We start from the raw sequence: 17,619 nt of genomic DNA, 5'->3' as shown, positions 1-17,619 counted from the left end.
ATGGTGTTCGGAGTTGGGATTTTAGGCATCGGAGCCGTAGTGCTTCTTTCCTTTATGCCGGAGATTCCGGCTTTGCTGAATGCCGTTACTCAGGATTTCAAAAAGACCCTTTTTCTCCGCAAGGTTCCGGGCGATGCGTTTTGCCATTTTCTGGCCTACTTCAGCCTCATGCTGTGGTTTACCCTGAACTTCCCTCGCCGTTACCACTCCCGTATCGGCCTGTCCTTCCTCCTGATGGGCGCCACGATCGAGCTGTGCCAGAAATGGTTCACGACCTGCCGCACCTGCGAAACGCATGATTTTTTTGCCAATTTCACGGGCATCGTGCTGGCCTGGTTCCTGACCGGACCCTGGATCGCGGCATTTTTCCGGCAGATCGCCCTGCTTTTCAAACGCCGGCTTTCCTATTCCCGCATCTCCTAGCCTTCCGCGCTCCGCTTAATCTCCTCTCCAAAGCGCCGATATAAGAAGCAGCTTTCTACGTACCGGTTCTCCAACAGCACTTGCCTTTCCCGGGAAAGACGAGCATGGGAGAAAAAACACGTTTTCTGGCGGTTCTTCTGCTGCTTTGCGGGATGGCACCCGTATCTGCCGCGGCGGCCGCGGCCGAGATGCCGCGCGACGCCAAGCTTTATTATGAAAGCGGGGCCTTGAAAGGGGAGTTCCCTTATTCGAACGGGCAGCTGGAAGGCACGGTCAAATGGTATTATGAAAGCGGCGCGCTCGGTGCCCTCATGAATTACCGGAAAAACCGTCTTCAGGGCTTTTCCTGGACCTTTTACGAAACCGGAAGCCCGCGCCGCATCGTCCACCTCGAAAATAACAAACCCGTCGGCCCTGCCAAGTTCTTTTCCGAAGACGGACACCTGATCGAAGTCCAAAATCATATCGAGGGTAAACCCGCCAACCGCTGGAAGTACGGCCCCGACGGCTGCGTGGACGTCTGCGAAGAGATCGGGCCGGAGCCGTCCGCGGCGGATGCCGCGCATGGGGTATAATCGATACCAAGAGCAACACCGTCCGCAGAAAGAATGGAAAGCCTGCCTTCATGCATAAAAACAGCTTCTTCTTTATATGTCTTGCCGTGCTGGCCGCCGGAGCCCCGCCGCGCTCGGAAGCCGCGGTTGAAATCAGGAAAGACTATTACGCCGACGGTACGCTGCGTTTCGAGGCCTCGTATTTGAGCGGCGCCCTTCACGGCGTGACGCGGATGTATTCTCCGGATGGCTTTCTCGAACGCGAGGAGCCTTACCGCAAGGGGAAACTCGACGGTGTGGTCCTGGTTTATTATTCCAGCGGAAAATTGAAAGGCGTGGGGCAGTTCCGGCTGGGCACCGAAGACGGCATCCAGGAAACTTATTACGAATCCGGCAAGCTTAGAAACCGCACCCGCTATAAGGACGGCATGCTCGAAGGCCTGACCGAAGGCTATTACGAGGACGGCGCGCCGGAAAAAGAAGTCTACTTCGAGAAGGGGCTCGCCCAGGGCGAGGGCAAGCTCTATTACCCGAACGGCAAGCTGAAGACGCTCGCGCATATCCGCGACGGCAGGTTGGCCGGCAAGGTGAAGAATTTCTATGAGAGCGGAAGCCTGAAAGAGGAATGCGAGTACGTCAATGACGCCAAACAGGGGCCGTGTAAAAGTTATTACGAAAACGGGCGCATGCAGGCCGTGACGCCGTACTCGGAGGGCGTCCGCCAAGGCGTCCAGCAGCAATTCCAGGAAAACGGCGGGCTGAGCCGCGAGGTCCTGTTCGACAAAGGGGCTTCGCCCGCAGGCGAGCATGCCGAGGACGAGGAAAGCGTTTTGAAGGCCTTGAACGGCGGGGAAACGGAAGAGGATTTCAAGCCGTCGGCGCCGCTTTACGGCGGCGCGCACGGCAAAGGCAAGGCCAAGTGAAGCGCTGGATGTTCGGCATCACGACCGTCCTGTTGACCTCGGCTTTTTTCACCCAGCTTTTCCAGGACGGGGCCTGGCTCGCGCGGCTGACCGGCATCGACTGGAAGGTCCAGTTCGGCGGGGAAGTCGCGCTGGCGATGGTGGCCACGCTCGTCGGGACCAAGATGCGTTAGCGATAAACGATAGAGATCCGGAGGCAGTCATGAAAAAATTCTTCGTTCCGATCCTGAGCGTCCTCGGCCTCGTTGCCGTCGGGCTGATTTTCTTTTCTCTCAATTTCACGGTCGAAAAGGAACAGCATCTGGATGGTGAAATGGAAAAGCAGTATTTCTTCGGCAAGCTGGTGGCGGAGCGGTCGTACCGCAACGGCCAGCTGAACGGCCTCACGAAGATTTATTACGGGGACGGGAAGATCAAGTCGGAATGGACGTTCCGCGAAGGCAGCCGGGAAGGGCTTGCCAAGCAGTATTCGCCGGACGGCAATCTTAAGTTCGAAGATGAATACTCGGCCGGCAAGCGGGTGAACCGCAAGGAATTCGACACGGGCGGCAACATGATCTCCCAGACGGCGGCGAAATGAGGCCGGGCAAAGGCAAAAAGCTGCTGGTCGTCGATGACGAAGCCCTCATCACGCAGACGCTCCGCGAATTCCTTGAAGAGGAAGGCTATGAAATGGACGCATTTCAGGACAGCCAGCATGCCCTGAAAGCTTACATGGCCTCGCTGCAGCGGCAGCCTTACGACCTTGTGATCCTCGACATCATCATGCGGGGGATGGACGGGCTGGAGCTGCTTCGCCAGATCCGGCGGAAGGAAAAAGAATCCGGCGTCGACGAGATGCGTAAAGTGCCCGTCCTCATGGTCTCAGGTTTGCGGGAAACGTGGGTGGAAGAGGCCTTCGAAGACGGCTGCACGGATTACATCGTAAAGCCGTTTCACGTGGACCAGCTCCTCCGGAAAGTCGCGGCGCTTTTAAACGGCGCGTCCGAAAATCATCTCCCGAGCGAGAGGGACTAGAGGCCTTAGGAATTAACCGAGGTCTCGATCGTGAGGAGGCTCGCGCCCTTCCAGCCTTTGCGCTGCTTCAGGCGGTCGATGTAGCGCTTGAGCGGACCGGAAGTGCAGACCGTATCCAGGACGCCGAGGGCTTCCAGGCTCGCGGCCGCGGCCATGAAGGCGCAATCCGCGAACGAGAACGTGCCCGCGAGAAAATCCTGGGGACCCAGATAGCTCTCGATCCTCTTGATCTTTTCCCGCAAAGCCTTCTGGTCTTCCTCGGTAATCTCTTCCTTGGCGACGAGTTTTTTGAGGACGCAGCGGACGATTTCCTTGAAGAGGTGAAGGTCGCAATAATCTTCGATCATGCGGACCCGGGCGCGGCCTTCGGAATCTTCAGGCAGGAGAGGCGGTTCCGGATATTCGTCGTTGAGGTACTCGATGATGGCGGTGGATTCATAGACCGCAAAGTTTTCGTCGACCAGCGTAGGCACTTCGCCGTTCGGATTCAGGCGCAGGTAATCGGGCTTGTCCATGTCGCGTTCGGCAAAGCTCATGGGCTTGATCTCGTAGTCGAGGCCTTTTTCTTCCAGAACCGCAAGGACCTTCCGGCCGAAAATGGAAGGCGGGGCATAATAAAGACTGATCACGGTAATTCTCCTTCTCGTTCGGGACACGAGGTCCCTTGGGGCTGCGCCCCAGAGTTAAAATTTTTAACGCAAAATGACGTCAAAAGGACAGGCGAAATTATAGAAGAAGTTCGGGCCGAATCAAAGCTAATTATTTTTAAAGGCAATCGAGCCGGCCTCCATTGTCTCGCGTCGTAAAAAAGAGTACAATTTTTCAAAGCCGAGGATCAGCCAAAGGAAAGCTTATGGCGCAGAACGCCGCGAAAAACGACCTCCCGCCCGCCAACATCCAGACCAACGAATTCATCAATACGATCGGATCCATCATGATCCCGGATGTGGTCGCGCTGTCCCCGGATGCGAGCATTACCGAGGCGGCCCAGAAACTGACCGAGCACCGCATCGGCGCGGTCGTGGTCGTCGAAAACGGCAAGCTGGTGGGAATCCTGAGCGAGCGCGATTTCGTGACGAAGATCTTCGCGCAGAAGCGGGAGCTGGAAAAACTGCGCGTGTCGGACGTCATGACGCAGAAGCTCATCACCGCGCGGCCCGACTATTCGCTGGGCAAGGTCCTTGAAGAGATGAAGGAGTCCCATATCCGTCACGTCCCGGTCGTAGACGCCGAGGGACACGTGCTGGGCATCGTGTCCATGAGGGATCTTCTCACGCGCGTCGAGGAAAACCTGCGCAACCTTGTCCGGGAACGCACCAAAGACCTCAGCATCGACCCGCTGACCGGCCTCTATAATTACCGGTTCTTCAACGATTACCTGGACGCGGAGATTTCGCGGAGCCTTCGGCGCGGTTATCTTTTCTGCCTGCTCTTCATCGATATCGACCGCTTCAAGGCCTTCAACGACACGCAGGGGCACAGCCAGGGCAACCTGCTCTTGAAAGAATTCGCGAAAATCCTGAGGCCGGAGATGGGGGAAGGCCCCAAGGTGGACTTTTCCATCCGGCGTTCGGACATCGCGGTGCGCATGGGCGGCGACGAATTCGTCCTCATCCTGCCGGAAACCAACCGGGCCGGGGCCATGACCTGCGCCGAACGCATGCGCAAGGCCGTGGAGCACCAGCTCTACCACCTGGGCAGCGACGACATTCGCATTACGGTGAGTATCGGTATCGCGGAATTTCCGTCCGACGCCACAAAAAAAGAAGATCTGATCGAGCGCGCGGACCAGGCGCTTTACAAAGCCAAACGCACGGGGCGCAACCGCGTGATCAGCGCGGACGCCGGGTAAACGGAGGCCGCATGCAAAGAGCTCTTCTCATCGTCACCCTCGTGCTGCTGCTCGTCGTCATCGCCGTTTCGAGCATCAAAGAGCAGCGTCTCAACGCGGAACTCCGCTCATCCAGGAGCCAGATCGGTTTTCTCCAGGAACAGATCACGTCCCTCGAGGCGGAAAAGGCACGGCTTCTCGAAAGCCAGACGGCCTGGACCGCGGAAAAGGCCGCGGCCGAAGAAAGCGCCAAGACCGCCGCAGCCCTTCAAAAGCAAGTGTCGGAATTGCAAACCGAGCTGGCCGCGCACCCCGCGCCGCCGGCCGCGGAAACTTCTCCCGCGCCTTCGCCGTCGTCTTCGCCCGTGTCCGCGCCTTCCACGGTTCCGTCTCCGGCATCGTCCCCGGCTGAAGGCGCCGCATGACCGAATGGAGTCATGAGCAGAAAGATTTTGCGCGCGAGGTCCGGAAAAAATCGTTTCCCGGCGGGGGGCTGGAGCAGGAAACCAAATTAAAGCAAGGCCGGCCCGACGGCCCCACGACGAGTTATTACGAAGACGGCTCGGTCAAAGAAATCCTGAGCTTCAAGAACGGCATGCAGGACGGCCTGTGCCAGTGGTTCTATCCGAACAAACAATTGCGGCGTGAAGTGACCTACCGCGGCGGACTCATGCACGGGCTCATGCGCTCCTGGTACGAGAACGGCACCGTGAAAGAAAAGTGGACGTTCGAAGGCGGCCGGCTGGAAGGAACGGGGCAACTGTTTTATCCGGGCGGCGCCTTGAAAGAGGAAATCCATTTCCGGCATGATCTGCGCCAGGGCCTGCGCGTGTGCTACGGCGAAGACGGCAAGCCGCTGCGTGAGGAAATCTACGAGGACGACGCGCTGCATGGGCCCTGCAAGGTCTACGCGGGAGGCAAGCTGGAGCGGACGGAGCATTACGAGCGGGGCGAGCTTCGGGGAAGCGCTTGACGCTCCGTGCAAGAAGCGGTATGTTGAAAATCTATGAAGAAGCAGCTTCGAACCCTTTTCAGCGGGACCGTGCAGGGCGTGGGGTTCCGGTACACGGCACAGAACCTCTCGCGCCGCTTTGATGTGACCGGCTATGTCCGCAATCTGACCGACGGGCAGGTCGAGATGCTGGCCGAAGGCGAGGAAGACCAGCTCCGTCAGTTTCTGGACGCGATTTCCAATTCCCATCTTTCCGGATTCATCCGCGAGACGCGCACGTTCTGGGACGAGCCTCAGGGAAAGTTCCAAACCTTCGAAATCGCGGTCTGACATGCGCCACGCCGTCCTCTCCGACATTCACGCCAATCTCGAGGCTTTGGAAACCGTCGCGGCCTCTTTGAAGACGCGCGGCGTGGACAGGACCGTGGTGCTGGGCGACACCGTGGGCTATGGGGCGAACCCGAACGAGTGCCTGGGCTGGGCGCTCGAAAATGCGGACGTGGTGCTGATGGGCAATCACGAAAAGGCCGTGGTCGACCCGTCGCTGCGCGCGTGGTTCAATGATTTCGCGCGCACGGCCATCGAGTGGACGGCGGACGTGCTCGACGAGAAATGGACGGAGGAGATTCCCGGCCTTGTGTACACACGCGTGGAGAAAAACCTCTCGCTCGCGCACGGCAGCCTTCACGCGCCCGAGGCCTTTCATTATCTGACGCGCTACGTGGACGCGGTGCCGAGCTTCAGGGAGATGGAGACTCCGGTCTGCTTCGTGGGCCACACGCACGTGCCCGGCTGTTTTTGCGAGATGGCGCGCAGCGCGGAACGCCTCGAGCCCGGCATGACCGAGATCGCGGCCGGCACGAAATACATTTTGAATCCCGGAAGCGTGGGCCAGCCCCGCGACGGGGACCCGAGAACCGCTTTCGGGATCTACGACGACGAAAAACGGACCTTTGAACTCGTGCGGCTGGATTACGACAACGAAAAAGCCGCCCAGAAAATCAGGAAAGCCGGTTTGCCCGCGTATCTCGCCGACCGGCTGTTGTGACATGGCCAAATCCACTGCGAAAAAAGACGTTGAGCGCCGGATCGAAAAGCTGCGGGAAGAGATCCGCCATCACAACCGTAAGTATTATGAAGAGGCCAGGCCCGAGATCAGTGATTTCGACTACGACAAGCTGATGCGGGAGCTCGAGACGCTCGAGCGTGAGCATCCGGAACTCGTCACTGCGGATTCGCCGACGCAGCGCGTGGGCGGCGCGCCGCTTAAAGAGTTCAAGAGCGTCACGCACGGCGTGCCCATGTTGTCGCTGGACAATACGTATTCCGTGGAAGAACTCCTGGAATTCGACCAGCGGCTTCATCGGATCGTGCCTGAATCCTTTGATTATTTCGTGGAAGAGAAGATCGACGGCGTCTCCATCAGCCTCGTTTATGAAAACGGCGTGCTGGTCACCGGCTCGAGCCGCGGCGACGGCAAGCAGGGCGACGACATCACCGAAAATATCAAGACCATCGCGGACATCCCGCTCAAAATTCCCGCTCCCGGAGCGCCGCACAAAGGCCCGGTCCCCAAAAAACTCGAGGTGCGCGGCGAGGCGTATCTTTCGCATGCGCAGTTCGAAAAGATCAACCACGAGCGCGAGAAGCAGGACGAAGAATTGTTCGCGAATCCGCGCAATGCGTGCGCCGGCAGCCTGAAGCAGCTCGATCCCAAGCTCGTGGCGCGCCGCAAGCTGAATGCCTTTATTCACGGGCTTGTCACCGTGGAAGGCGCCAAAGCGCCGGAAAGCCAGTCCCAGGCTTTCGAATTCATGAAAGGTCTGGGCTTCAAGACCATCCCGCACACCTGCCTCACCCAAGACATTCATGGCGTGGTGGGCTTCATCGACAAATACCGCGAGAAAAAAGGCAAACTGCCGTACGACATCGACGGCATGGTCGTGAAAGTGGATTCCCTGGACGTGCGCAAGACGCTCGGCAGCACCACGAAATCGCCGCGCGGCATGATCGCCTACAAGTATCCGGCCGAAAAGGTGGAAACCACGCTGAACGATATCGTGGTCCAGGTCGGAAGGACCGGCGCGCTGACGCCTGTCGCGATCCTGGAGCCGGTCCTTGTTTCCGGCACCACGGTTTCGCGCGCGAGCCTGCACAACCAGGACGAGATCGAGCGGCTCGACGCGCGCATCGGCGACCGCGTGCTCATCGAAAAAAGCGGGGAGATCATTCCGAAGGTCATCCAGGTTCTCGTGGAAAAAAGGAAAGGTTCGCTTTACAAATTCCGTTTCCCGGAAAAGTGCCCGGTCTGCGGCGGCCATGTGAAAAAAACCGAGGGCGAAGTGGCGCTGCGCTGCGTGAACCTGGCCTGCCCGGCGCAGCTGAGCGCGCGCGTGAGGCATTACGCGTCGCGCGACGCCATGGACATCGAGGGGCTGGGCGCCGTGTGGGTGGCGCAGTTCGTGGACTACAAGATGATCAAGGATCTCTCGGACATTTATTTCCTGGACCCGGAAGAAGTGGTGAAGCTCGAGCGCATGGGCGAGAAATCGCGGGACAATTTGTTCCAGGGCATCGAGGCCAGTAAATCGCGGCCGCTGAACCGCCTGATTTTCGGCCTGGGCATTCCGGGCGTGGGCGAGCGCGCGGCGTTCATCCTGGCGCAGCGCTTCCAGGACCTGGACGTCGTGGCCAAGGCCGGGCAGGAAGACTTGGAAGCGATCCGCGAAATCGGGCCTGTCACGGCCAAAGCCATCGTGGAGTTTTTCGAGGAAGCCGGCACGCGGGCTATATTAAAGAAGCTGCGCCAGGCGGGAGTCCGCTTCGACATCGTGGAAAAGGTGAAGACGGCGGATGCCTTCAACGGCAAGACCTTCGTCATCACGGGCACGCTGGAATCCATGGAACGCTCGCAAGCCGAAAAATACATCCGCCAGCTGGGCGGCCATCCCAGTTCCAGCGTGAGCCGCAAGACCGACGTCCTCGTCGCCGGGGAAAACGCGGGCTCGAAGCTCAAAAAAGCGGATGAGCTGGGCATCAAGAAGATCGACGAGGCCGCCTTCCTCAAGCTCCTTCGCGACAGCGGCGTGAAGGACATTTAAACCTTACCGCCCCGCCGGCCGATCACCTTAAGGTGAAAATCGAACCTTCTCCCGCGGCCCTGCCGTTCGAAACCGAATTCTTCGATTACCTTTCCGTGGAAAAAGGCCTGGCCGCGAACACGCTTGCCGCCTATCGCCAGGACCTCGGAGCCTATGGCCAATTCCTTCACGGCAAAAAGCTGAAGGCCATGGACAAAGTCACGCGCACGCACATCCTGGACTTTCTGCTCCAGGAGAAAAAAAGAGGGCTGCAATCGTCTTCCATGGCGCGGCGGCTCGTCGCGGTGAAGCTGTTCCACCGTTTTCTCGTCAAAGAGCGCTTCCTCGAAACCGACGTCACCAGCGTGCTCGAATCGCCGCGGCTTTGGAAAAAACTCCCGAACTTTTTGTCGTCGCGGGAAATCGAGGCCATGCTGAGCCTCCCTCCGGCAAAAGGCAGGGGGCTCCGCGACCGGGCCCTTCTCGAATGCCTTTACGCGACCGGCACGCGCGTCTCCGAAGTGGCGGGCCTCAAGGTCGAAGATGTCAATTTGATGAACGGTTTCCTGAAATGCCGGGGCAAGGGCGACAAAGAGAGGCTCGTGCCCGTGGGCCGCGCGGCCGTGCGCGCGCTCGAGCAGTACCTGGAAAAATTCCGCCCGAAGCAAAAGCCCAAAACGAATCATCTCTTCCTCGGCAAAAGCGGGAAGGGGCTGACAAGGCAATTCATCTGGCAGCTCATCAAAAAGTACGCGCGGCTGGCCGGGATTACGAAAAAGATCACGCCGCATACGTTCCGGCACTCGTTCGCCACGCATCTCCTCGAGCATGGGGCCGACCTTCGCGTGGTGCAGGAATTGCTCGGCCACGCGGACATCGCGACCACGCAGATCTATACCCACGTTTCGCGTGACCATCTGAAACGCGTCCACTCCCAGTTCCATCCCCGAGGTTAATTCTTCCTTCTCAGGCCGCGGGGCCCTATGATATACTCCGTCATCCGAAAGGGGCCCCTTTGAAAAAGATTTTCTTCTTCAGCCTTCTGTCGTGCCTGCTGATCGCGGGCTACTGCCGCGCCAGCGACGGCCCTTCCGACAGTGACAGCGGCACGGACTGGGCCTCGGACCTCAATTCTTCCATGGACGCGCTTCAAAATTCGCCCCAGCCTTCCGAAAGCGTTTCCGCGGATGACAGCTCGCAGGAGAACCAAGACACGCAGGCCGCGGTCGAAGATTCCCAGCCCGCTCCCGAAGAATCCCAGGCCGAACAGCAAGATCCCCCTGCCGCGCCCGAGCCCTCGGAAAGCCTGACTCACGCGCCGGAATCCGCCACGGTGGATCAGGACATCGCGAAAGGATTGGACAGCGGTGTCGGTGTCATGGGCCGCGATGCGGCCTCGCTTTCGAACAGCGTTGCGCAGCTTGAACGAAAGGTCAATTACCTGGAGCGGGACGTGCGGTCGCTGGACGAGCGAGTCAGGAGCCTGGACAGAACATTGGATGATTTCAGGCGGCGGCGCACGACCTAAATTCGTCCCGCCGCATTGACACGAAACAACCGGTTTTATATACTGCGCGTGTCTTCCCTTAAAGCCGTTTCATCCAATCCGCTTTAAGTCACTATCAAATAAACTGTTACGGATTTCTGGCGCTATCGTCTAGCCTGATCTAGGACGTTGCCCTCTCAAGGCAAAAACACGGGTTTAAATCCCGTTAGCGCTACATGGACGCCATGCGTCGGGATACGATATGATTTCTCGTTACACGATGCCCGAAATGGGCAAGATCTGGACCGAACAGAACAAAGTGGCCAAATGGCTCGACGTCGAACTCGCGGCGCTGGATGCGTTGGCCAAGCACGACTACATTCCCAAAGACATTCCCGCCAAGGTGCGCAAGAAAGCGCGTTTCGATCTCGAGCGCATCCGCGAAATCGAAAAAATCGTCAATCACGACGTCATCGCATTCCTTACGAACCTGGCCGAGAACGTCGGGCCCGCGGGACGCTACGTCCATTTCGGATTGACCTCTTCGGACATCCTCGACACTGCGCTGGCGCTGCAGATCATGGAAGCGTCACAGCTGATCCTGAAAGAGCTGAAGACGCTTTCGGAAATTTTAAAGAAGAAAGCCATGGAACACCGCACTACCGTGATGGTCGGCCGCAGCCATGGCGTGCATGCCGAGCCTACGACGTTCGGCCTGAAGATGGCGCTCTTTTATGAAGAATCCAAGCGCAACATCAAGCGCTTCGAGCAGGCCATGGACACGATCGGCTACGGCAAGATTTCCGGCGCCGTGGGCACGTTCGCGAACGTGGATCCGGCTGTCGAAGACGATGTCTGCCGCGCACTGGACTTAAAGCCCGATCCGATTTCCACGCAGGTGGTCCAGCGCGACCGCCACGCGGAGTACCTTTGCACAGTCGCGGTCATCGGCGCGTCGCTCGAAAAATTGGCCACGGAAATCCGCGGCCTCCAGAAAACCGAAACCCTCGAAGTCCAGGAGTCATTTAAGGAAGGCCAGAAGGGTTCATCCGCCATGCCGCACAAGCGCAACCCGATCACCTGCGAGCGCGTGGCCGGTCTTTCCCGCATCCTGCGAGGCAATGCGGTCGCAGGGCTGGAAAATGTGGCGCTCTGGCATGAGCGCGACATCACGCATTCGTCCGTCGAGCGCGTGATATTCCCGGACAGCACGATCCTGCTTCATTACATGATCGTGCTCATGCAGGGCGTGATCAAAGACCTGGTGGTTTTCAAAGACAACATGATCAAGAACCTCGAGAAGAGCCGCGGCATTGTTTATTCCCAGGGACTTTTGTTGAAGCTCGTGGAAAAAGGGCTGACGCGCGAGGAAGGCTACGCGCTCGTGCAGAATGCCGCGAAGAAAGTATGGGAGCAGGACGATGCCACCATGCGCGATGTGGTCCTGAAAGACCGCGACATCCTGAAGCATCTGGGCCGCGACGAAGTCGAAGCGGTTTTCGATACGAAGTACCATCTCAAAAACGTGGACAAGATTTTCGCGCGTGTGGGCATCAACGGCTCCCGTGCCAAGTCAGGCAAGTGATTGTTTTTCAACCGGAGGAAAACCTTGTATGCAAGCGAGCGCCGACATGAATGACACCGTGATGCAGACCCAGCTTCCGCTTCCTTTTGTTGCAAGAGGGAAAGTCCGCGATATTTATGAAGCGGGCAAAGACAGGCTCCTCATCATTTCGACGGACCGCCTCAGCGCTTTTGACGTGGTGCTTCCGAACCCGATCCCGCAAAAGGGCAAGGTGCTCACGCAGACCTCGGTGTTCTGGCTGAATCATTTCGCGGATTTCATGCCGCACCACCTGATTACGGCCGATGTCGACGCCATGGACCTGCCTTCGGAAGTCGTGAAAAAGTACGGCGCGCAGCTGCGCGGCCGTTCCATGCTGGTCAAAAAGGCGAAGCCGCTGCCGATCGAATGCGTGGTGCGCGGCTACGTGACAGGCTCCGGCTGGAAAGACTATCAGAAGACCGGCGCGGTCTGCGGCCACAAGCTTCCGGCCGGACTGCAGCAATGCGCCAAGCTCGAGAAGAGCATTTTCACGCCCGCCACGAAAGAGACCGTGGGCCACGACATCAACATCGACATCGCCGAAACCGTGCGCCGCATCGGCAAGGACCTGGCGGACAAGGCCGAGAAGTATTCGATCGCGCTTTACGAAAAAGGCCGCGAGTATGCCGCTACGAAAGGAATCCTGATCGCGGACACGAAGTTCGAGTTCGGCGTCTACAACGACGAGCTCATCCTGATCGACGAAGTGCTCACGCCTGACAGCTCGCGCTTCTGGCCCGCGGCCCAGTATGAGGCCGGCCACGACCAGCCGAGCTTCGACAAGCAGATCGTCCGCAACTACCTTCTCGACATCAAGTGGAACCAGAAGCCGCCCGCGCCGTCGCTGCCGCAGGACGTGGTGGAAAAAACTTCGCTGGCCTACCGCGACGCTTACAAGCGCCTCTCGGGAAAGGAACTGGAATAACATGTACAAGGCCGTCATCAACGTCACGCTGAAAAAGTCGGTCCTCGACCCGCAGGGGAAAACCGTGCTGCACGCGCTTTCGACGCTGGGCTACCAGGAAGCGAAGGACCTTCGCGTGGGCAAGCATTTCGAACTGACCGTGGACGAAAAGGACCGCTCGAAAGCGGAAACCCGCATCCGCGAGATGTGCGACAAGGTGCTGATCAATCCTGTCATCGAAGACTACACGCTGGAGCTCAAAGAGACCGCCGGGGCCGCCCGATGACGATGAAGGCGGCCGTCGTTGTTTTTCCCGGCTCGAATTGCGATACCGACTGCTACAACGTCCTGAAGGACGTGATGGGCATGAAGGTCGAATTCGTGTGGCACAAGGACGCGGCGCTCGGAGAGGCCGAGCTCATCGTGCTTCCGGGCGGCTTCAGCTACGGCGATTACCTGCGCACCGGCGCGGTCGCGCGTTTTTCGCGGGTGATGGAAGCCGTGAAAAAGCACGCGGACCAAGGCAAGCCCGTCATCGGCATCTGTAACGGTTTTCAAATTCTTCTCGAAGCGGGACTTCTTCCCGGCGCCATGCTGCGCAATCTCTCCCTTTCCTTTATTTGCAAGCACGTGTGGCTGCGCGTGGAAGACACGAACAGCATTTTCACGCGGCATTTCAAGAAAGGCGAGACGATCTCGCTTCCGATCGCGCACGGCGAAGGCAATTATTATTGCAGCGACGACACGCTGAAGCGCCTGCAGGACGAGTCGCGTGTCGCGTTCCGCTACAGCTCCAAAGACGGCGACGTTTCCGCGGCTTTCAATCCGAACGGGGCCAAGAGCAATATCGCCGGCATCCTCAACGAAAAGCGAAACGTATTGGGCATGATGCCGCATCCCGAGCGCGCGAGCGAAGACGTGCTGGGCTGCGATCACGGCCGCAAGATCTGGGAGAGCATCCTGGACGTCACGATGGGATCGCGGACATGACCATGACGAAAACTCCTGAAAAAATCACGCCGGAAATGATCGCCGCGCACGGCATCACGCAGCCCGAATACGAAAAGATCGTGAAGATTCTGGGGCGCGAGCCCAATTTCACGGAACTCGGGATTTTCAGCGTGATGTGGAGCGAGCATTGCTCTTATAAAAATTCCAAGCCCATCCTCAAGACCTTTCCGACCGAAGGCCCGGACCTGCTCGTGAAGGCGGGTGAAGAGAACGCCGGTATCGTGGACATCGGCGACGGCCTGGCCGTCTGCTTCAAGATCGAAAGCCACAACCATCCATCAGCCATCGAGCCTTTCCAGGGCGCGGCCACGGGCGTGGGCGGCATTCTGCGCGATATCTTCACCATGGGCGCGCGGCCGATTCTCCTGATGAACTCGCTCCGCTTCGGCAGCCTGGAAAAGCCCGTGACCAAGAGGCTTTTCCGCGGCGTGGTCGCGGGCATCGCGCATTACGGCAACTGCATCGGCGTGCCGACGATCGGCGGCGAAGTTTATTTCGACGAATGTTACGAAGGCAATCCTCTCGTCAATGCCATGGCGCTCGGCATCATGAAAAAAGACGAGATCGTGCGCGCGAAAGCAAGCGGCGTGGGCAATCCGGTTTACTACGTCGGCGCGGCCACGGGACGCGACGGTCTGGGCGGCGCGGCGTTTGCCTCGAAGGAACTCAGTGAAGAAAGCCACGAAGACCGGCCCGCGGTGCAGGTGGGTGATCCGTTCATGGAAAAACTTTTGATGGAAGCCTGCCTCGAGCTGATCAAGACCGACGCGCTGGTCGCCATGCAGGATATGGGCGCGGCCGGTCTCACCTGCTCGACCTGCGAAACCGCGTCCAGAGGCGACATCGGCATCGAGATCGATTTGCAGAAAGTGCCGCGCCGTGAGACCGGCATGGTGCCGTACGAAATCATGCTTTCCGAATCCCAGGAGCGCATGCTCATCATCGCGCAGAAGGGCAAGGAAAAGAAAATCGAAGACATTTTCAACAAGTGGGATCTGCATGCCGTGAAGATCGGCGAGATCAAAGCAGGGACCCTCATGACCGTGTATGATGGTCCGGAAAAAGTGGCGGTGATTCCCGCGCGTGCTCTGGCCGAAGAAGGCCCCATCTATGTGCGCGAAGAAGCCGTGCCCGCTTATTTGGAAGAAACGCGGAAGTTTGATCCGTCCTCGGTGAAAGAGCCCCAGGATTGCACGGCCGTGCTCAAGAAGCTTCTTGGCCATCCCACGATTGCCTCGAAGGGCTGGGTGTGGCGCCAGTACGACCACATGGTGCGGACGGACACGGTTTTCTATCCCGGCCATGACGCGGCGCTCATCCGGGTGAAGGGCACGAAACGCGGCATCGCGGTTTCGACCGACTGCAACAGCCTGTATTGCTATCTCGATCCTTTCGAAGGCGGCAAGATCGCCGTGGCCGAATCCGCCCGCAACGTGGTTTGTTCCGGCGCGCGGCCTGTTGCGATTACCAACTGCCTGAACTTCGGCAATCCCATGAAGCCCGACGTCTTCTGGCAATTTCATCAGTCCGTGAACGGCATGATCGCGTCCTGCAAGGCGCTGAACACGCCGGTGACGGGCGGCAACGTGAGCTTCTATAACGAAAGCCCGAAGGCCGCGATTTATCCCACGCCTACGGTGGGCATGGTCGGTATCCTGGACGATCTCTCGAAGCGCGTGCCTTCGCATTTTCAAAACGAAGGTGACATTCTTTTCCTGGCCGGCGACACGTACGATGAAATCGGCGGCTCGCATTACCTTATGATCGAGCATGGGCTGAAAAAAGGACTGCCGCCGCGGCTCGACCTCGCGAAGGAAAAAGCGCTGCAGAATTTTATCCTGGCCATGGGGGATTCCTGCCTTCTGAAATCCTGCCACGATCTCGCTGAGGGCGGTTTGGCCGTTGCGCTTGCCGAGAGCTGCTTCGGTAAAGAAGAGGGGATAGGCGCCGTGGTGGACCAGCTAGATCTGGTCACGCCGAGGGCCGCGGACAAGAAATCGCTGCGCAAAGACTCGCTGCTCTTCGGCGAAAGCCAGAGCCGCGTGCTGATCACCGTGAAGCCCGAACACAAAGAGGAAATCCTGCGCAAGGCCAAGTCGTTTTCCGTGCCGCTTTACCAGATCGGGCGGACAGGCGGCAAGGAACTTCACGTCGGCGACGCGATTCGTGCTAAAATAGCGGACCTGCGCGAAATTTACGATTCGGCCATTCCCAAAAAGATGGAGCAGTAATGAGCGGCGAAAACATCAAAGACCATTGCGGCGTGTTCGGGGCCTTCAATCTTCCCAACGCGGCCTACATCACGTATCTCGGCCTGTTCGCGCTCCAGCACCGCGGCGAAGAATCGGCCGGTATCTGCTCGAGTGACGGGGAAAACCTGCACCTGCACAAGGGCATGGGGCTTGTCGGCGACGTGTTCAACGAAAAAGTCCTCGCCTCGCTGCCGGGCCAGCATGCCATCGGGCATACACGCTATTCCACAACAGGATCGTCCAGCCTGATCAATGCCCAGCCTTACCGCGTGGATTACTCCCGTGGCCAGGTGGCCATCGGCCATAACGGCAATCTCACGAATGCCCAGATTCTCCGCGCGGAACTCGAGGCTTACGGTTCGATTTTCGGCAGCACCACGGATTCGGAACTCTTTATCCACCTGATGGCCAAGCCTTCATACCGTTCTCCGGAAGAGGCTGTCATCGAATCCGTCAAAAGGGTGGAAGGCGCCTTCAGTGTCGTGATGCTCAAAGAAAACCAGCTCTTCGCGGTCCGGGACCCACACGGCTTCCGTCCGTTGTGCTTCGGCAAACTCGGCGGAGGATACGTCGTGGCTTCCGAGACCTGCGCGTTCGATCTCATCGATGCGGATTACATTCGCGACGTCCAGCCCGGGGAAGTCCTGATCATCGACGACAAAGGCCCGCGCAGCTTCTTCCCGTTTGAAGACCAGGGAAAAAAGAAGGCCCATTGCATTTTCGAACACGTGTATTTCGCGAGACCGGACTCGCTTGTTTTTGGGGATAACGTGGCGCAGGTGCGTGAAAAAATGGGAAGGAACCTTGCCAAGGAGCATCCGGTGCAGGCGGACATTGTCGTGCCCGTTCCGGATTCGGGGAACTTCGCAGCCCTGGGTTATGCCCAGGAGTCGGGCATCCCGCTGGCGCACGGCTTCACCCGCAATCACTACATCGGAAGGACGTTTATCAATCCTACGCAATCCATGCGGGCCACCAAGATCAAGATCAAGCTGAACCCGATCCGGGAGATGATCCACGGCAAGCGCGTGATCGTGGTCGACGACTCCATTGTCCGCGGCAACACGGCACGCTCGCGCGTCAAGCTTTTGAGGCGCGCCGGAGCAAAAGAAGTCCATATGCGGATCAGCTGCCCGCCGCATATTTCGCCGTGTTATTACGGCATCGATTTCCCGTCCAAGCAAGAATTGCTGGCCTGCAACAACTCCATGGAGGAGATCAAAAAATTTCTCGACGTGGAGAGCATCGGCTACCTCAGCCTTGACGGCATGCTCAGTGCGGCCAGCCATGAGAAGAGCCTCTATTGCGCTGCCTGCTTTACGGGGCATTATCCCACGCCGGTTTCTGACGAGATCGACAAGCTCAAGCTCGAAAAAAAGCGCAGTTAATCCGCCGCAACCCTTTCCCGCGTCACTCAATACCGATTTCCTCTGTTTGTACACGCTATAAAGAGTTCCCTCCTGCTAGCCTTCCTTATTTGTATAAGGGCCGTTTTTAAGCTAAATTTAAAATGTATTTAAAAAGGGGGTATAAAGACTGTAATATTATGCCCAAACGAGACAGGTGACATCTTGAGGCTG

The 17,619-nt window shown here is 58.4% G+C and carries 21 protein-coding genes and 1 tRNA gene; 21 read left to right on the top strand and 1 reads right to left on the bottom strand.

The window, feature by feature from the left end; all coding sequences use genetic code 11:
* The first annotated feature begins 39 nt into the window (after positions 1–39).
* The 6 genes from VL688_04155 (at position 40) to VL688_04130 (ending at position 2,917) form a co-directional block, all read left to right on the top strand.
* The gene (locus tag VL688_04155) at positions 40–423 is read left to right on the top strand and encodes a hypothetical protein (protein HTL47239.1); all 384 of its coding nucleotides are present in this window, start codon (positions 40–42) and stop codon (positions 421–423) included.
* Positions 424–527: 104 nt separating this feature from the next.
* Positions 528–998, top strand: a complete 471-nt coding sequence (locus VL688_04150) for a hypothetical protein (protein HTL47238.1) — start codon at positions 528–530, stop codon at positions 996–998.
* Between the two features lie 50 nt (positions 999–1,048).
* The gene (locus VL688_04145) at positions 1,049–1,900 is read left to right on the top strand and encodes a toxin-antitoxin system YwqK family antitoxin (GenBank protein HTL47237.1); all 852 of its coding nucleotides are present in this window, start codon (positions 1,049–1,051) and stop codon (positions 1,898–1,900) included.
* Positions 1,897–2,073 carry a hypothetical protein gene (locus tag VL688_04140; protein ID HTL47236.1) on the top strand — a complete coding sequence of 59 codons (177 nt, stop codon included), beginning with the start codon at positions 1,897–1,899 and terminating at the stop codon, positions 2,071–2,073. The genes VL688_04145 and VL688_04140 overlap by 4 nt, the downstream gene beginning before the upstream one ends.
* A 29-nt stretch (positions 2,074–2,102) precedes the next feature.
* Positions 2,103–2,480 (top strand): hypothetical protein, encoded by a 378-nt coding sequence (locus VL688_04135; protein HTL47235.1) that lies wholly within the window; start codon positions 2,103–2,105, stop codon positions 2,478–2,480.
* Positions 2,477–2,917, top strand: a complete 441-nt coding sequence (locus tag VL688_04130; GenBank protein ID HTL47234.1) for a response regulator — start codon at positions 2,477–2,479, stop codon at positions 2,915–2,917. Before VL688_04135 ends, VL688_04130 begins: the two co-directional genes overlap by 4 nt.
* A 5-nt stretch (positions 2,918–2,922) precedes the next feature.
* Here the strand turns inward: VL688_04130 and VL688_04125 are convergent, their stop codons facing one another.
* Complete coding sequence (locus VL688_04125) at positions 2,923–3,546, bottom strand: glutathione S-transferase family protein (protein HTL47233.1); 624 nt, start codon at positions 3,544–3,546, stop codon at positions 2,923–2,925.
* 224 nt (positions 3,547–3,770) lie between these two features.
* On the opposite strand from VL688_04125, the gene VL688_04120 reads away from it, so the two are divergent.
* The 15 genes from VL688_04120 to purF all read left to right on the top strand — a co-directional run bounded on the left by VL688_04120 (position 3,771) and on the right by purF (position 17,427).
* Positions 3,771–4,769 (top strand): diguanylate cyclase, encoded by a 999-nt coding sequence (locus tag VL688_04120; protein ID HTL47232.1) that lies wholly within the window; start codon positions 3,771–3,773, stop codon positions 4,767–4,769.
* 11 nt (positions 4,770–4,780) lie between these two features.
* Entirely contained in the window at positions 4,781–5,173 is a 393-nt protein-coding gene (locus VL688_04115; protein HTL47231.1) for a hypothetical protein, read from the top strand.
* A complete protein-coding gene (locus VL688_04110) occupies positions 5,170–5,721 on the top strand; it encodes a toxin-antitoxin system YwqK family antitoxin (GenBank protein ID HTL47230.1) in 552 nt (183 codons plus the stop codon). Before VL688_04115 ends, VL688_04110 begins: the two co-directional genes overlap by 4 nt.
* Positions 5,722–5,754: 33 nt before the next feature.
* Positions 5,755–6,030 (top strand): acylphosphatase, encoded by a 276-nt coding sequence (locus VL688_04105; protein HTL47229.1) that lies wholly within the window; start codon positions 5,755–5,757, stop codon positions 6,028–6,030.
* Position 6,031: 1 nt separating this feature from the next.
* Positions 6,032–6,748, top strand: a complete 717-nt coding sequence (locus VL688_04100; protein HTL47228.1) for a metallophosphoesterase family protein — start codon at positions 6,032–6,034, stop codon at positions 6,746–6,748.
* Between the two features lies 1 nt (position 6,749).
* Positions 6,750–8,801, top strand: coding sequence for an NAD-dependent DNA ligase LigA (ligA, locus tag VL688_04095; GenBank protein ID HTL47227.1), 2,052 nt, complete (start codon positions 6,750–6,752; stop codon positions 8,799–8,801).
* A gap of 32 nt (positions 8,802–8,833) precedes the next feature.
* Positions 8,834–9,736, top strand: coding sequence for a site-specific tyrosine recombinase XerD (xerD, locus tag VL688_04090; protein ID HTL47226.1), 903 nt, complete (start codon positions 8,834–8,836; stop codon positions 9,734–9,736).
* A gap of 59 nt (positions 9,737–9,795) precedes the next feature.
* Entirely contained in the window at positions 9,796–10,308 is a 513-nt protein-coding gene (locus tag VL688_04085) for a hypothetical protein (GenBank protein HTL47225.1), read from the top strand.
* A gap of 118 nt (positions 10,309–10,426) precedes the next feature.
* Positions 10,427–10,501: transfer RNA gene (locus VL688_04080), tRNA-Glu, on the top strand.
* A 27-nt stretch (positions 10,502–10,528) separates the two neighbouring features.
* Complete coding sequence (gene purB / locus VL688_04075; protein HTL47224.1) at positions 10,529–11,851, top strand: adenylosuccinate lyase; 1,323 nt, start codon at positions 10,529–10,531, stop codon at positions 11,849–11,851.
* A gap of 46 nt (positions 11,852–11,897) precedes the next feature.
* Positions 11,898–12,797, top strand: a complete 900-nt coding sequence (locus VL688_04070; protein HTL47223.1) for a phosphoribosylaminoimidazolesuccinocarboxamide synthase — start codon at positions 11,898–11,900, stop codon at positions 12,795–12,797.
* A gap of 1 nt (position 12,798) precedes the next feature.
* Entirely contained in the window at positions 12,799–13,062 is a 264-nt protein-coding gene (gene purS / locus VL688_04065) for a phosphoribosylformylglycinamidine synthase subunit PurS (GenBank protein HTL47222.1), read from the top strand.
* Between the two features lie 2 nt (positions 13,063–13,064).
* Positions 13,065–13,766 (top strand): phosphoribosylformylglycinamidine synthase subunit PurQ, encoded by a 702-nt coding sequence (gene purQ, locus VL688_04060; protein ID HTL47221.1) that lies wholly within the window; start codon positions 13,065–13,067, stop codon positions 13,764–13,766.
* Positions 13,767–13,768: 2 nt separating this feature from the next.
* Positions 13,769–16,018: a phosphoribosylformylglycinamidine synthase subunit PurL gene (purL, locus tag VL688_04055; protein ID HTL47220.1), complete on the top strand. Its 2,250-nt coding sequence runs from the start codon at positions 13,769–13,771 to the stop codon at positions 16,016–16,018.
* On the top strand, positions 16,018–17,427 hold the full coding sequence (gene purF / locus VL688_04050) for an amidophosphoribosyltransferase (GenBank protein ID HTL47219.1): 1,410 nt from the start codon (positions 16,018–16,020) through the stop codon (positions 17,425–17,427). Before purL ends, purF begins: the two co-directional genes overlap by 1 nt.
* The last annotated feature ends 192 nt before the right edge of the window (positions 17,428–17,619 follow it).

The sequence above is a fragment of the Verrucomicrobiia bacterium genome (genome assembly GCA_035495615.1).
Classification (GTDB): Bacteria; Omnitrophota; Omnitrophia; order Omnitrophales; family Aquincolibacteriaceae; genus DATJFP01.
The sequence above is the reverse complement of the archived record's forward strand: the minus strand, read 5'-3'. Positions and strand labels throughout refer to the sequence as shown.